The organism is Sphingomonas sp. G-3-2-10 (genome assembly GCF_012927115.1).
Classification (GTDB): domain Bacteria; phylum Pseudomonadota; class Alphaproteobacteria; order Sphingomonadales; family Sphingomonadaceae; genus Sphingomonas.
Map to the genome: position 1 here is coordinate 658,902 of NZ_JABBFY010000001.1, position 15,322 is coordinate 674,223.

The 15,322-nt window shown below is 66.8% G+C and carries 14 protein-coding genes and 1 riboswitch; of the genes, 12 read left to right on the forward strand and 2 right to left on the reverse strand.

The genetic code is table 11. The annotated features are described in order from the left end of the window. The first annotated feature begins 135 nt into the window (after window positions 1-135). Complete coding sequence (locus tag HHL13_RS03330; protein ID WP_169554333.1) at window positions 136-798, forward strand: LysR family substrate-binding domain-containing protein; 663 nt, start codon at window positions 136-138, stop codon at window positions 796-798. Here HHL13_RS03330 and HHL13_RS03335 read toward each other — a convergent pair. Then, window positions 785-1,555, reverse strand: coding sequence for an acyl-CoA thioesterase (locus HHL13_RS03335; RefSeq protein WP_169554334.1), 771 nt, complete (start codon window positions 1,553-1,555; stop codon window positions 785-787). The two genes, HHL13_RS03330 and HHL13_RS03335, sit on opposite strands and share 14 nt — an antisense overlap. Before the next feature lie 4 nt (window positions 1,556-1,559). Continuing rightward, window positions 1,560-3,863 (reverse strand): 5-methyltetrahydropteroyltriglutamate--homocysteine S-methyltransferase, encoded by a 2,304-nt coding sequence (gene metE, locus HHL13_RS03340; protein ID WP_169554335.1) that lies wholly within the window; start codon window positions 3,861-3,863, stop codon window positions 1,560-1,562. 110 nt (window positions 3,864-3,973) lie between these two features. Further along, window positions 3,974-4,176, reverse strand: a riboswitch (cobalamin riboswitch). 124 nt (window positions 4,177-4,300) lie between these two features. Between metE and HHL13_RS03345 the strand changes: the two genes are divergently transcribed. From HHL13_RS03345 to HHL13_RS03395, 11 genes are all read left to right on the forward strand, one after another. After that, window positions 4,301-4,630, forward strand: coding sequence for a metalloregulator ArsR/SmtB family transcription factor (locus HHL13_RS03345; protein WP_169554336.1), 330 nt, complete (start codon window positions 4,301-4,303; stop codon window positions 4,628-4,630). Beyond that, window positions 4,627-5,034 (forward strand): SRPBCC domain-containing protein, encoded by a 408-nt coding sequence (locus tag HHL13_RS03350; protein ID WP_169554337.1) that lies wholly within the window; start codon window positions 4,627-4,629, stop codon window positions 5,032-5,034. The genes HHL13_RS03345 and HHL13_RS03350 overlap by 4 nt, the downstream gene beginning before the upstream one ends. 11 nt (window positions 5,035-5,045) lie before the next feature. After that, a complete protein-coding gene (locus HHL13_RS22435; protein ID WP_169554338.1) occupies window positions 5,046-5,261 on the forward strand; it encodes a hypothetical protein in 216 nt (71 codons plus the stop codon). Further along, the gene (locus HHL13_RS03360; RefSeq protein WP_169554339.1) at window positions 5,258-5,671 is read left to right on the forward strand and encodes a DUF1801 domain-containing protein; all 414 of its coding nucleotides are present in this window, start codon (window positions 5,258-5,260) and stop codon (window positions 5,669-5,671) included. The genes HHL13_RS22435 and HHL13_RS03360 overlap by 4 nt, the downstream gene beginning before the upstream one ends. Before the next feature lie 13 nt (window positions 5,672-5,684). Beyond that, a complete protein-coding gene (locus HHL13_RS03365) occupies window positions 5,685-6,083 on the forward strand; it encodes a DUF1801 domain-containing protein (RefSeq protein WP_169554340.1) in 399 nt (132 codons plus the stop codon). Between the two features lie 125 nt (window positions 6,084-6,208). After that, window positions 6,209-6,913, forward strand: a complete 705-nt coding sequence (locus HHL13_RS03370) for a response regulator transcription factor (protein WP_206376835.1) — start codon at window positions 6,209-6,211, stop codon at window positions 6,911-6,913. An 89-nt stretch (window positions 6,914-7,002) separates the two neighbouring features. Then, window positions 7,003-11,445 carry an autotransporter-associated beta strand repeat-containing protein gene (locus tag HHL13_RS03375; RefSeq protein ID WP_169554341.1) on the forward strand — a complete coding sequence of 1,481 codons (4,443 nt, stop codon included), beginning with the start codon at window positions 7,003-7,005 and terminating at the stop codon, window positions 11,443-11,445. Window positions 11,446-11,525: 80 nt separating this feature from the next. Then, window positions 11,526-12,566, forward strand: coding sequence for a DUF1176 domain-containing protein (locus tag HHL13_RS03380; protein ID WP_169554342.1), 1,041 nt, complete (start codon window positions 11,526-11,528; stop codon window positions 12,564-12,566). Beyond that, on the forward strand, window positions 12,566-13,531 hold the full coding sequence (locus HHL13_RS03385; protein WP_169554343.1) for a DUF1176 domain-containing protein: 966 nt from the start codon (window positions 12,566-12,568) through the stop codon (window positions 13,529-13,531). The genes HHL13_RS03380 and HHL13_RS03385 overlap by 1 nt, the downstream gene beginning before the upstream one ends. A gap of 77 nt (window positions 13,532-13,608) precedes the next feature. Next, window positions 13,609-14,154: a hypothetical protein gene (locus HHL13_RS03390; RefSeq protein WP_169554344.1), complete on the forward strand. Its 546-nt coding sequence runs from the start codon at window positions 13,609-13,611 to the stop codon at window positions 14,152-14,154. After that, complete coding sequence (locus HHL13_RS03395) at window positions 14,147-15,268, forward strand: DUF1176 domain-containing protein (RefSeq protein WP_169554345.1); 1,122 nt, start codon at window positions 14,147-14,149, stop codon at window positions 15,266-15,268. The genes HHL13_RS03390 and HHL13_RS03395 overlap by 8 nt, the downstream gene beginning before the upstream one ends. Window positions 15,269-15,322 lie beyond the last annotated feature (54 nt).

The window sequence follows — 15,322 nt, forward strand, 5'->3', positions numbered from 1 at the left end:
CCCTTAGCGTATCTACGTATTATTGCAGAGGGGCCCGATGCAGCCCGGTCGCCGCGTCCGACACTTTCGTCGCAGCTTCGTCGCATTCGTCGCAAGACCGGACCGTTATGCGCGGGAATAGCGCAGCGTGTTCCGATGCATAGCGTACCTGCCGGTTCCGGCATGATCGAGCCCGCCGAAGGGGACATCGGCCGCCACACGATCGCCCTGGGCTGTTTCGCGTCGATCTGCCGCGACCGGCTGGCGGACGAGTTGCTCGCCTTCTCCCGCATCTGCCCCAGCGTCGACATCGGCGTTCACGAAATGCCGCGCGGCGCGCTGTTGCCAGCGTTGCGCATGGGCAGCCTGTCGCTGGCGGTGCTGCCGGGCAAGGACGAGCCTGGAGTGCGATCTGCCGAAGTCTGGCAGGACCGGGTGATGGTCGCGATGCCCGCCGATCACCCGCTGGCCGGGCGGGAGTCTATCCGCCCCGCCGAGCTTCGCGACGAAGCCTTCCTCGTCTCGCGTCAGCAATTCGGCAGCGACATGCACCGGTTCCTCGCGCGGCTGATCCTGCCGCTGGGGCCGGCGCTCAACGCCACGATCATCGATCTGGGCCTGCCGCGCATCCTTGGCCGCGTCGCCGAATGCGGGGGGATCGCGCTGATTTGTCAGAGCCATGTCGAGCATGTCGGCGCGGACATCGTCGCCCGCCCGATCGATGCGCCGGGGGCGGTGTTCCCCGTGCGCGCCTATTGGAAAGATGCCGAACCCGAATGGCCGCTGTCCGCACTGATCGACAGCCTCAAGGCGGCGTGACGGGCTTCGGCCTGCCATGCTCGTCCACCGCGACCATCGTGAACGCAGCCGTCGCCGCCTGACGCCGTTCGCCGGTCAGCAGATTTTCGGCGAGCAGATCGACCTGCACCAGCACTGAGCTGCGCCCGGTCATCTTCACCCGCGCAGCCAGTTCGGTCATCTCGCCTTCGTGGATCGGAGAGGTGAAGTCGACGCGGTCCGACGCCGCCATCACCATCACCGCGCGGGCATGGCGCGTCGCGGCGATGAAAGCGGCCTTGCCCAGCATCCGCAGCGCGTCGCCGCCGAACAGCGTGCCGTAATGGTTGGTCTGGGGCGGGAAGACCATGTCCATCATCCGCAGCGCGCCATCGCCGGGATCGGCCAGCGCGGCATCGAGCGGGGGCAGGGGCAGGCGGGTGTCCGGTCCCTTCACCGCTACCAGCGTGAAGCGTCCGCGCGTGCATAGCCGCCGCTCGCCGCTGACCAGCGCTTCGGCGACCAGATCGATTTCGACATCGAGCGAGCTGGTGCCGACGCGGACAACCGTGCCGGTCGCTTCGATCAGTTCGCCGAGCCGTGCGGGCGCGGCGAAGTCGATCCGTTCGGAGGATGCGGTGACGAAGGGCGCCCGGCCGTGGCGCGAGGCGGCGAGGAACGCCACCTTGTCCATATGCGCGAGCGCCACGCCGCCGAACAGCGTGCCGTGATGATTGGTGTCGCCCGGAAAGATCATGTCGATCAGCCGGACGGATCCTGCGGCCTTCGTCACCGTCATGTCCTTACGCCTCGACCAGCGCTTCGGCGCGGAGCGTACGCGCCGCTGCGACCATCGCTTCGATCGCGGGCTTCACCTCGGGCCATTTGCGCGTCTTGAGGCCGCAATCGGGGTTCACCCACAATTGCTCGGGGCTAAGATGCTGCTGCGCCAGACGCATCAGCTCGACCATTTCCGGCTCGCCCGGCACGCGCGGGGCGTGGATGTCGTACACGCCCGGCCCGATCGCGGCGGGATAGGCGAAGGCGGCGAAGCCTTCGAGCAACTCCATCTGCGACCGCGCCGTCTCGATCGAGATCACATCGGCATCCATCGCGCCGATCGACGGCAGGATGTCGTTGAACTCCGAATAGCACATATGGGTGTGGATCTGCGTCCCGTCGCGCACCCCGGCGGCGGACAGGCGGAAGCAATCGACTGCCCAGTCGAGATAATGCTGCCAGTCGCCCCGGCGCAGCGGCAGACCCTCGCGCAGCGCGGCTTCGTCGATCTGGATCGCTTCGCAACCGGCGGTTTCGAGATCGAGGACTTCATCGCGAATGGCGAGGGCGATCTGCTGGCAGCTGACCGATCGCGGCTGATCGTCGCGGACGAACGACCAGTTCAGGATCGTCACCGGGCCGGTGAGCATCCCCTTGACCGGCAAATTGGTCAGGCTCTGGGCATAGCGCCACCATTCGACCGTCATCGCTACCGGGCGCGACACATCGCCATAGAGGATCGGCGGACGGACGCAGCGCGAGCCATAGGACTGGACCCAGCCGTTCACGGTGAAGGCGAAGCCCGAAAGCTGCTCGCCGAAATATTGCACCATGTCGTTCCGCTCGAACTCGCCATGAACGAGCATGTCGAGCCCGACTTCCTCCTGCCAGGCGATCGCGCGCTTGGTCTCTTCCTGGAGGAAACGGTAATAGGATGCCGCGTCGAGATTGCCGCGATTATGCTCTGCGCGCGCGTTGCGCACCTCGGCGGTCTGCGGGAACGATCCGATCGTGGTGGTTGGGAACAGCGGCAGCTTGAGCAGATCCGCCTGCGCCTGCGCGCGAACCGGATAGTCCGAACGCCGGTTGCGCATCGCGGGCGAGGCGCTGGCGACGCGGCTGGCAACCAGCGCGTCATGAATGCGGATCGAGGATTTGCGGGTCTTCGCCGCATGGCTTGACGCGGCCAGTTCCTGAGCGACCGCGGCGCGCCCTTCGTTGAGCGCGCGCTTCAGCGTCGCCAGTTCGTCGATCTTCTGCACCGCGAAGGCCAGCCATTGCTTCACTTCGGCGTCGAGCTTGCTCTCCAGCGCGAGATCGACCGGCACATGGAGCAGCGAGCAGGATGGGGCGAGGACCAGGTCTCGCGTCGCCGCGATCGGCTCGATCCGGTCGAGGATCGCTTCCAGGTCGGCGCGCCACACATTGCGGCCATCGATCACGCCGAGCGAGAGCAGCAGCGACTTCGGCGCAACCTTGAGCAGCGGATCGAGCTGTTCGGGTGCGCGGATCAGATCGACGTGCAGCCCGGCCACCGGCAACGCTGCCGCGAAACCGAGATTGTCCTGCAACGCCCCGAAATAGGTGGCGAGCATCAGCTTCACGCCGCAGCGGGTGAGCTTGGCATAAGCGCGGGTCAGTGCCTTGCGTTGCTTGTCGTCGAGATCGAGTGCCAGCACCGGCTCGTCGATCTGGACCCATTCGGCGCCGGCCTGTCCCAGATGGCCGAGGATCACGGTGTAGAGCGCGAGGACTTCATCGAGGAAGTCGAACGGATCGACGTCGCGGCCTTTGGCGAGGCTCAGCCAGGTGACCGGGCCGAGCAGCACCGGGCGCGTTTCGAACCCCTGCGCCTTGGCCTCGCGATATTCGTCCACGATCTTCAGGCGGTTGAGCGCGAGCTTCTGACCCGCGGCCAGCTCGGGCACCATATAGTGATAGTTGGTGTCGAACCATTTGGTCATCTCGCACGCGGTCAGGCTGTGGCCGTGCGCGCAGCTTTCATTCGACCCGCCGGTCGTGCCACGTGCCATCGCGAAATAGGTGGCGAGGCTTGCTTCGCCGTCGGCCGCGCCATAGCGGTCGGGGATCGCGCCCAGCATCACGCTGGTGTCGAGCACATGGTCGTACAGCGAGAAATCGTTCGACGGCAGCCAGTCGGCGCCCAGCGCCTTTTGCCGCGCCCATGCGGCGGTGCGCAGCCCGGCGGCGGCTTCGAGCAATTCGGCTTCGGACGATTTGCCCGACCAGTGGTTTTCGAGTGCGAACTTCAGTTCGCGGCGTGGGCCGATGCGCGGAAAGCCGAGCGTGGCAACGGTGACGGTCATTGTCTTCATACCCCGATGAAAGGCGGGGCAGCGGACCGGTCACAGGCAGGCGCACGACAGGCATGGCCCGGCCGCGGCATACGAGCGGCCAGACCGGACACCCCGCCGGTGGACGTTATCGCGTCGGAGGCAGGTCTCCTGGCTCGCGGGTCGTCACGTCGGCCTGGCCTTCCCGGCGGATCGCTCCGCCAGTGACACTTTATGGCCGCCGCTCGCCGCTTACAGTTGCGGGGGCAGCGCCGGCATCGCACCGGCTTCCCGTCTTAGCTCCGTGTGGCGAACCGCACGGAGAACCTCGACCTTCTAAGCATCACAGCTGTCCGCTCCGCCGTCAAGCATGATATAAAGAATTCTTTATATGAAGGTTCCCGGGATGCGGAGTTGACCCACGTATAACTCCGTGGTTATGGGAATATCCATAACCCGTGAGTTATCGAATGCAGATACAGACCGATTCCGACACGCTGTTCCGAACGCTCGCCGATCCGACCCGGCGGGCGCTGTTCGAGCGGCTGTGCCGCGAGGGCGAGCGGACCGTGGGGGCGCTCACCGCGCAATCGGGCGTGTCGCAGCCCGCGGTGTCGAAGCATCTCGGGGTGCTGAAACAGGCCGGGCTGGTGCGTGATCGTCAGGCTGGGCGGCAGACCCATTATAGTGCGCAGCTCGAGGCGCTGGCGCCGCTGACCGACTGGACTGCCCGCATGACCGGTTTCTGGGAAGGGCGGTTCGATGCGCTGGAAGACTTGCTGAAGAGGATGGACCAATGAACGCCGCCGTCGAAACCCGCACGGTCACCGTCGAGCGCGATCTGCCTTTCCCGGCCGAGCGCATCTGGCGCGCGCTGACCCAGCCGCATCTGATCGCGGAATGGCTGATGGAAAGCGAGTTCAGCCCGGTGCTCGACCATCGTTTCAGCTTCAGCGCCGAATGGGGCGAAGTCCATTGCCGGGTTCTGGAGATCGAAACCGGCCGGTCGTTGTCCTACACGTGGGACGGCCTCGGTCTCGAAAGCGTGGTCACCTGGACGCTGACACCGACCGATACGGGCGCGACGCTGCGCATGGAGCAGACCGGATTCCGCCCCGATCAGCTTCAGGCCTATCATGGCGCCAAGGCCGGCTGGCCGCGCTTCCTGAACAAGCTCGAAGCGCTGCTGGCGCGGATCGATTGAGGAGAGATTCGATGAGCAAGTGGATCCGGCAATTCCATCGCTGGACGTCGATCGCCTTCACCCTTGGCGTGATCGCCTACATCGTCGCGATGGGGCAGGGGAGCGGACAGCCACCTGCATGGCTGGGCCTGTTCGCGCTGGTGCCGCTGATCCTGTTGCTCGTCACCGGCCTGTATCTGTTCGTGCTGCCGCACGCCGCGAAGTGGCGCCGGGCGCGCGCGGGATGAGCGATGCGCCGAAGCTGCTTTCGGGCGGCAATCCCCAGATCGCGAAGGGCGAGGGCGATGGCCCGGTACAGGCCTATATCGCCGCGATGCCCGGCTGGAAGCAGGCGGTCGGCAAGCGCCTCGACACGCTGATCGAACGCGCCGTTCCGGGCGTGCGCAAGGCGGTGAAATGGAATTCGCCCTTCTATGGCGCGGCGGGCGCGGAAGGCTGGTTCCTCAGCTATCACTGCATGACGAAATACGTGAAGCTGGCCTTCTTCATGGGCGCATCGCTTGATCCGTTGCCGCCGGGCAAGTCGAAACAGAAGGATGTGCGTTACCTCGATATCTACGAGGACGATGCGACCAGCGACGATCAGCTGGCGTCATGGATCAGGCAGGCAAGCGATCTGCCCGGGGTGAAGATGTGAGGAGGATGCGGCGATGACGACGGAAGCGGCAGGCGAAACCCCGACGCAGTTGATCGACAAGCGGATCGCCGATCTGGGCGACTGGCGCGGCGCGATGCTCGCCCGGCTGCGCAAGATCATCCACGACGCCGATCCCGAAGTGATCGAGGAATGGAAGTGGCGCGGCGTGCCGGTCTGGTCGCATGCCGGGATCATCACCACCGGCGAGACCTACAAGAATGTGGTCAAGCTGACCTTCGCCAAGGGCGCGTCGCTGGCGGATCCCTCGCGGCTGTTCAATTCCAGCCTCGACGGCAATGTCCGTCGCGCGATCGACTTCAGCGAAGGCGCGGAGATCGACGAAGCGGCGCTCAAGGCGCTGGTCCTCGCAGCGGTGGCGCTGAACCTGTCGAAAAAGCCGAAGCGCGGCTGAACGCCGGGCATCCCCCCATCTGGCGGGGATGATTGTATCGCGCGGGGATGGTCTTATCGCCGCATCGATCGGACGAGAATGGATGATGGCTGTGCGCGCGGCGGAATTGGACTTTGGTCATCGGCATGGTCAGTAATCCGCCGATGGCGACCCCCGGCAACACCCGACCTGCTGCGCGAGCGCGCGTGATCGTGGTGGAGGACGATGCCTCTCTGCGCACCTATGCCGCGGCGGTGCTGGCCGATGCGCCGGATATCGAACTGGTCGGCGAAGGCGAATGCGTCGCCGAGGGAATGGCGCTGGTCGGCCTTGCCCCCGATCTGGCCCTGCTCGATCTCGGCATGCCCGATGGCAGCGGGATCGAAGTGCTCGCTGCGCTGCGCCGCGAAGCGCCCGGCTGCCGCGTGCTGGTGTTCACGGTGTTCGAGGATCGGGCGAGCGTGATCAACACGCTGAAGGCCGGCGCCGATGGTTATATCCTGAAGGACACCCCGCCCGATCAGCTGCTGGCACATGTCCGAGCGACGATCGCGGGCGAAACCCCGATCAGCGCGCGCGCCGCCAGCCATTTGCTCAGCCTCGTTCGCGACGATCCGCCCGAGCCCGATCCGAAGACCGACACGCCGCAACTGTCGCCGCGCGAACGCGAGCTGCTCGAATATCTCGCGCGCGGGCTGGGGCGTAAGGAAGCCGCGCGGGTGATGGGCATCTCACCCTACACCGTCGCTGAATATGTTCAGGGCATCTATCGCAAGCTGCAGGTCCGCTCGCGCGGCGAAGCGGTGTTCGAAGCGATCCAGGCCAAGCTGATCCGCATCGACCGGGACTGATCCTGCCCGCCGATCCCCTCGCCTGAGGGGATATCGTGTCGCGGACCCCCATGAGAGCTTCCCCCTCGAAAATTGCCGAGGGGATTATCGTGTTTCAGAACCGCATTCGTTCGCACCGCAAGCTGGCCCTGTTCGCGACCGCGTCGCTCCTGACCATGCTGACCGCCACGCCCGCGCTCGCCGATTGCGATCCGACGCCGGTGACCGAGCCGATCGGCAACATTACCGCAGACGGCACCTTGGTTTCCTGCACCGGCGCGAATACCGCAAAAACCGTCGTTTCGAATGCTGGCTTCGTCGAAGTCCATGTCCAGCCCGGCGCGACGCTCGACAACAGCAGCGTCACGTTGAACGGCGACCTCAACTCGCTGAACTTCGCCGGCGGCAGCACGTCGAACAATCTGAACTTTGTCTCGACCGGCCTGAACGGACAGATCATCTTCGCCAACGGCTCGAGCGCAAACAATCTCAGCGCATCGCTGACCGGCGACAACAACTATATCCGCATCCTCGCGGGCGCGACCGTCACCGCCGCGCCGGGCAACATCTATCAGTCGGCCACGCCGGGCGGCTATTCGACCTTCTCGCTGCTCGGCACGCTGTCGGCCACCGGCAACAATGGCGGCGCCTATCTGCTGACCGGCGGATCGACCTCGCAGGCCTATAATATCTACGGCACGCTCAACGCCGCGCCGAACGGCCTGCTGATCGATGCCGGCGGCGGCGACGACCAGATCTATCTCGACGCCGGGGCGGTGATCGGCGGCGGTACCGGCAACAACCTGATCTTCGACGGCGGCAGCGGCGATGATCGCCTGCTCGTCGAAGGTGGCGGCACCAACAACTATGGCTCGGTCAATATCGAACAGCTCTTCGTCGCGCCGGGCGTCGGCAATACGCGCGTCCTGACCGGCACCGGCGACTATAGCCTGGTCAACCTGTATGCCGGCACCACCTCGGTCGCGAACCTCGCCGCGCTCGGCCAGTCCAATTCGACGGTCGGGATCGGCTTTGGCGGGCGGTTGCTGCTCAATCTCGGCAGTTCGGCCAGCTTCGATCATGCACTGACGGGCGGCGGCACGATCGAGCAGGATGGCCAGACGGTCACCTATACCGCCAGTGGCAGCAGCTTCTCCGGCACCTTCCGCATCACCAGCGGCACCGCGACCATCGCGTCGAGCAGCGCATTCGGAACTGCGGCGATCGAAAACAACAGCGCGCTCGAACTGACCGCGATCACGCTGGGCAACACGATCAGCGGCACCGGGACGGTCACGAAGGTCGGCGGAAGCATCGGCGTGCTCTCGGGCACCAACAGCTATACCGGCGGCACCTTCGTTCAGGGCGGTACGCTGTCGATCGCCAATTCGGACGCGGTCGGCACCGGTCTCGTCACCGTCGGCCCCGGCACGACGTTCGACCTGAACTTCGCGACCGATCAGACTTTCTCCAACGACATCACCGGACCGGGCAGCGTCTCGAAGAACGGCGCGGGGATCGTCACGCTTACAGGCACCAATGATTATTCGGGCGGAACCGTCATCAACGCCGGCGGCATCCGCGTGGACGATCTGGCGCGGCTCGGCACCGGGCCGGTGACCGCCAACACCAATGCGTTCCTGATTCTGGACTATAATGGCGCCGCGCCGCTGGTGCTGAGCAACCCGTTCCTCTCGGGTGACGGCGGCTTCGTGAAGGAAGGCACCGGCGAGCTCGAACTCGGCGGCATCAACGGCTGGACCGGCGGCACCGCGATCCGCGCGGGGACTCTGCGCATGGCTTCGGCCGACGCGCTCGGCACCGGCCAGATCCGCGTCGATGCGGGCGCGGTGCTGGCGCTGGGCAATACGTTCAGCAGCCCTTCGGTCAGCAACAATATCTCCGGCGCAGGCACGATCCTGATCGACACCCCCGGCGGCGCGGCGCTCTATGGCGACAATTCGGGCTTCAGCGGCACGATCCATCTCGCTTCGATCAACGGCTACCTCTACGCGCAGACCAGTAATGCGCTGGGGACCGGCACGGTCAATCTCGGCAACGCCAGTACGCTGCTCGAGTTCGACAATCCCTTCAACGAGATTCTCGGCACCACCCTGACCGGATCGGGTACGTTCGAGAAGCGCGGCAGCGGCGTGCTCGAGCTCACGGGCACCAACAGCCTGACCGGCAATGTCGATGTCCGCTCGGGCACGCTGCGCGTCACCAGCGGCGCGAATATCGGCACGGCGGCAGTCAATCTCGACAGCGGCGCCCTCCTCAACATCGAAACGAGCAGCACGGTGACGTTCGCCAACACGATCACCGGTCAGGGCCGCCTCCAGAAGAACGGCGCGGGCACGGTCTTGCTGACCGGCGCGAACAGCTATTCGGGCGGGACCGACATTTTCGGTGGCGCGATCCGCGTGACCGATGTCGCGGCACTTGGCACCGGGCCGGTCTCGGTCTCCAGCGGCGCGTTCCTCGATCTTTCGATCGCGGGTTCGGCGACGCTCAACGTAACGGCCTCCGGTTCGGGCAAGCTGCGCAAATCGGATGTGGGCGACCTGACGCTGACCAGCAACGCGCTGACCGGCGGCGTCGATATCATCGGCGGCCGCGTGATCGTCCATGACGTCGCGTCGCTGGGTAGTGGCCCGGTCACGACCGCAGCCGACACCCAGATCGTATTCGATCTGAGTGGGCCGCCGCATGTCAGCTCGGTTTCGATCAGCGGCGCGGGTGCACTGACCAAGAATGGCAGCGGCCTGCTGGTCATCCAGAATGCGAACAGCTTCACCGGCGGAACGGTGATCAACGCCGGGCGGATCGGCCTGAACGATGGCGGCGCGCTCGGCTCGGGCGCGATCCTCGTCCAGCTCGGCGCGATTCTCGGCATCGGCGACATCAGTCTGGCCAACAGCGTCACCGGGGGCGGACAGATCATCAAGACCGCGGGAGGCAACGCCGTCCTCACCGGTACGAACACGCATAGCGGCGGCATCGACATCCAGGGCGGTTCGGTCAGCGTCACCGGCAACGGCTCGCTCGGCACGGGTACGGTCACGATCGGATCGGGGACGCAGCTCAACTATACCGCGACCGGCAACCTGACCTTCGCCAACGCGCTGGCCGGTTCGGGCAATTTCAACAAGCTCGGCACGGGAATGCTGACCTTTGCCAATCCCTTCTCGATCGGATCGCTGACGGTTGCCACCGGGCGGGTGCGGATCAACACCGTTGCGACGACCAACGCGACCGTCGCTTCGGGCGCGACGCTGGACGGCACCGGGCGGATCGTCGGCAATCTGACCAACAACGGCGTGGTCGCGCCCGGCAACAGCATCGGCACGCTCACCGTGCAGGGCAATTACGTCCACGGCTCGGGATCGGTGCTCGAGATCGAGTTCGATGGAGCGGGCGGGATCGACCTGCTTTCGGTCACCGGCTCGGCGACGCTTAACGGCGGCACGCTGCGCTTCATCTCGATCGGCGGGGCGGAAGGGTCGGGGGGCACCTTCCTCACCGCCACGGGGGGCGTGACGGGCACCTTCGCCACGGTGGAAACGGTCGGCGCGCAATTGCCGCTGGCGGTGATCTACCAGACCAACAGCGCTATCATGGCGCCGTCGGTCCTCACCGCTCGCCCCTCGACCGTCAACGCCCAGTCCTTCGCCGCCGCCGACACGCTGCTCGGCTTCGTCGATACCATCGCCGAAGCGCCGCGATCGGGCGAGGGGAGCCGGTTGTGGCTGCAGGGCTTCGGCGCGGACGGCAATCGCAGCGCATCGGGCACCACCTTGTCCTATGGCCATCGCAGCCACGGCCTGAGCGGCGGCCTGATCGTGCCGATCGGCAATGGCTGGTCGGCCGGTCTGTCCGGCGGTTGGGCGAAGGGCGATATCGTCCTCGGCGCGAATGGTGGTGGCGGGGATCAGGACAGCCTGCTCGGCGCGCTGCAGATCCAGTATGCGGGCAATGGCGCGTCTTTCTCCGCCGGGTTCGTCGCGGGCAAGGTCGATCAGGATACGTTGCGTAACGTGAGCTTCAACAGCTTCTCGGCCGGCGTGACCGGCGAGACGAAGTCATCGCTGATCGGCGGCTATGTCGCCGCCGATGTCCGTCTGGGCGGCGCAGGCGGCTGGGACTTCGGCGTCAGCGGCCGCGCCAGCCTCGTTCGCCAGAGCCAGGACGGCTACACCGAAAGCGGCTCCAGTCCGCTGCGCCTCACTGTCGGCGACATCGAAACGACCACGATCGAGGGACGTGCCGGCTTGTCGGCGAAACGCAGCTTCGCAGGCGGGGTCAGCTTCCGCCTTGATACCGGCGCACGCTATCTCGGCGCGACGGGCGACCGCCGCATCCCGGTGACCTTCGCAGCGAGCAATGCGGGCATCGTCCTTCAGGGCGACACGCGCGACGGCGTTCAGGGCTATGGCGCCGCGCGGCTCGACTGGCGCGTGTCGGATCGGGTCACGCTGGGCATCGGCTATTCGGGACAGGTCGGCCAGACCGACCGTCACGAAGGCCGCGCAGGCCTGGGCATCGGCTTCTGAAGGCCATGCCTTCGGAAACCCCGCCGTCGTTGGACACACCTGAGACGATCGCGGGGTTGGGGCGGAGCGCCTGGCCAGAGGTGCTCCGCCCCGTATTCTGCCTGAGGACGCTGTGGCTGGCGCTCGCGACACTGTTCGGCACCGGTGCCGCGCCCGCCGATCCGGCGGTGATCGTCTCGGGCAACTGGATCGCGGGCTGCGACAACACCAACATCTGCACTGCCATCGCGGCGGGCCCGCGCGCCGGACGGGGTGATCCGGTGCTGCTGAAGATCCGCCATCACCCGAACCAGGATGCGATCCCGGAAATCACCGTGATCGCACCCGACGGCGATGCAGCCTTCGCCGAACTCATCTTCGCGGCGACGCCCGAACGTGTCTATCGCGCGGTGCCCGACGGCGCCGGCGCGTATCGTATCCTGTCCGATGATGCCTGGGCGGTGCTGATCGGCTTGCGGTCTGACCGCCCGCTGCGCATCCGGATCGGCGCGGCTCCGGCGATCGCCATCGACACCCATCTGCTCGATCCCGCGCTGGTCCATTTCGACCGCGAACAGGATCTCGAAGGCACGCCCGGCGCGCTGGTGACGAAGCCGGACGGCATGATCCTCGACTATTGGCATCCGCGCCCGCCCGAAGCGCCGGCGGTAAAACTGCGGACGGCGGTGAGCGTGGATGCGCTGCCGCACGGCACCCGCTGGGATCTGGCCGAAGGCCCGTGCGCGCGGGGCGTGCCCGGATCGTCGCTGACCAGCGAATGGTGGCTCGACGATCGCAACATCCTGATCCAGCGCAATTGTCCGCTGGCCAGCGCACCTACCCAGTGGTTCATCGAGCGGGCGGGCGATCCCATGCCCCGTCCGGTCGACTGGCCCGGCGAGCCGCGCCCCTCTCGCGGCTCAAAGGGCGTGCTTTACGGCGCCTTCTTCTTCGCGAGCGAAGGCATCGTCCGCGCGACGCGCCATATCGGCCGCCGCGCCGATTGCGGGATCACCGAAGCCTGGGCGTGGGACGGCGAGGCCTTCGCGATGATCGATCGGCGCGAAATGCCGGTGTGCCGGGGCATACCGCAAAAGCACTGGATCGTGACGTACCGTGCCGACACCATCTCGCCCGACTGATGCGCCGGCTCCTGCTTCTGTTGTGTCTGGCGACGCTGGGCGCCGCGCCGCTGCCCGAGCGCCGGTCCGAGATGCGCAGCGGCGACTGGTACCTGCTGTGCGACAATTGGAACACCTGCCGCATCACCGGCATTGCGACGAACCGCAAGGGGCAGCGCGCGCTGGTGGTGATCGCGCGTTCGGCGCTTCCGGACGCGAAATATACCGCGCTGCTGCGGTTTCCCGGCGTCAGGGGCAACGTTCCAAAAACGCTGCGTCTCTTCTCCGCCCGTTCGCGCTGGCCGCCGCCGCCGGTGCGGCTCGAATTCGAGCTGATGGGCGCGCCCGGCACGGCATTCGTGCCCGAGCACAGCGTGCCCAGGATGCTGAGCTTCCTTTCGACCACCGAGCGCACGGTGCTGCGCGCCAGCGGGCTGCACTATGCCGATATGCCGCGCGGACGGATCGGAGGACTGCTGGCCGAGATCGAACGCTCGCAGCGGCTCAGCCCCGAGATTCCCGATGAAGACCCGTCGCCGCTCTTCGATTTCGAATTCCTCAGGGTGCGGGAACCGGCGACGCACGAATTACCGCCGGGGGTGCGCCGTCCGTGCGGGCGGACGGTACATCGCAGCGTCGAGAGCTGGCCGCTCGACGGTGCCGCACGGATATGGGTCATCCAGTGCATCGGACGCTCGCGCATCTTCCTGCAACGGCGGGAGGGTGCACCGCGGCTGGTTGGCCCTGCGGACCTTGCCGGCGGGATGATGCCGGGCGTGGCGGAATTCGATCCGGACTCGGCCATCCTGACTCTCACCATGTACCGCGATGGCAGGCGTGACTGCGGCTCGCTGCGCCAATGGGGCTGGGTCGGGGGCGAGGGCTTCGTCGCGATCGCCGAACGTTCGATGCCGATGTGCCGGGGGATCCCGCCCGAGGCCTGGCCGGAACGCTGGTTCGCGCGACGCTGGCGCGTGCTGGGATGATCCCCCCAGATGCGGGGATAGGTGCGGTGCTCGCGCTTCGTCATGGAGATGCGGGGAAGACATCGGGGAGCGAAGGGATGGGGCGTGCGGCGCGGCCCGGCGAATGGCTGCTGATCATCTCGGCGCTGTCCTTCATGGCCGCGCCGTTGCTGGTGTTCGTCACGGTCGAGGATGATGCGCGTGTCGCCGATCTGCGGCGGCGCGGCGTCACCGCCGAGGCACGCGTGATCGGCAAGAGCGAGTGGTCCTATCTGCAGGACGATCGCCGCGGCCGGCCGCGCAGCCGTACCGAACGCAGCATCCGCTTGTCCTACGACGCGCTGTCCCGCACGCCCCATGCCGAGTTCGAGGCCGGCCGCCGCGCCGCACCGCACGCGAACCTCGCCATCGTCTCGACCGATATTCCGGTCGGGCGCGACGAATATGCGGGCTTCAGCGAAGGCGATCGGGTGATGGTTACCTATCTGCCCGGCGACAGCGGCAGGCCCGAATTGTCCGATTGGGTGGCGCGGCGTGCGACCGGGGCACAGGGGCCGATCCAGTATCTGGTGGCGGCGTTGCTCGTGATCCTCGGTATCTGGACGGGCCTGCGATGGCTGCGGGTTCGGCGGTCGCATGGCTAGGCGCGCGCAAATCCTCGGCGCGCTGGCCGCGCTGGCATTGCTGGGCCCGGGCGGCCGGGCGCAGGACTGGACCGCGCCTGAAGTGCGCGAGCATGACGACTGGTCCGTCGCCTGCGACAACAGCCGGACCTGCGAGGCGATCAGCGTCTCGCCTGAATATGCCGCGCGGATCGCTGGCGCCGACGCGGGCGATCTCGCCATGCCGATGCTGCGCGTAGTCCGCGCGCCCGGCCCGGGCGCGAAGCCCCGCATCTTCGTCGATCGCCGAATCTGGGATGCAGTCCCCGAACGGCGCGCGCTGACGCTCCATGTCTATTATGACGGCGAAGGCGACCGGACCGGGCCGGCCTATCGGCTGATCGGGTCGGCCGATGGCCTCGACGAAGTTGATCCGCGCGACGTGCCTGCCTTCCTCGCCGAGAGCGCGAGAACATCGCAGGCGGCCACACGCAATCGCGATGGATCGATGCACGGCCTGATCACCACGCGCGGCATGATCGCCGCGTTGCGCTATGTCGACGAGGTGCAGGGCAGGCGCGACAACGTCACCGCCATCTATGCCAGGGGGGCTTCGCCCGCGTCGTCAGTGTTCCCGGCCAGGCCGCTGCCCGTGGTCGCGCCCATTCCCGGCGTGGCTGGCGGACGCGAAAGCACGGCCGAGGTCTCGGCGCTGCGCGATCTGCGCGACCGCATCTGCGGTGTGGGCGCGGAGCCGGGCAGCATCACCGTGAAACGCCATATGCTCGCCAATGGCCACCGGCTCTGGGCCGTGAACTGCGGCACGATGAACGGCTTCCCCGCGACTCTCTGGCTGATCGACACCGGCACCGGCCCCGAGATCCGCAAGCTGCCCCGGCCGGAACAGGGCCGGCCGGCGATCGATCCATATCTGCCCGACAGCAGTTTCGACGCTCGCACGGGGATCATCACCGCGCGCTACGCCGACGGGCGCTTCGGCGATTGCGGCTGGGAGCGCAAATGGGCATGGAATGGTTCCAGGTTCGAAATGATTTCGGCGCGTGAAATGCGCGCGTGTCTTGGCATCCTGACCGATCGGTGGCTGGTCACCTATCGGACACGGGATGCGAACCGGAAGGGGGATGGCCGACGGTGACGGCGGGCGAGACGCGGGGCTGGCGCACCCGCATTCGGAACGATGCCGCCTTGT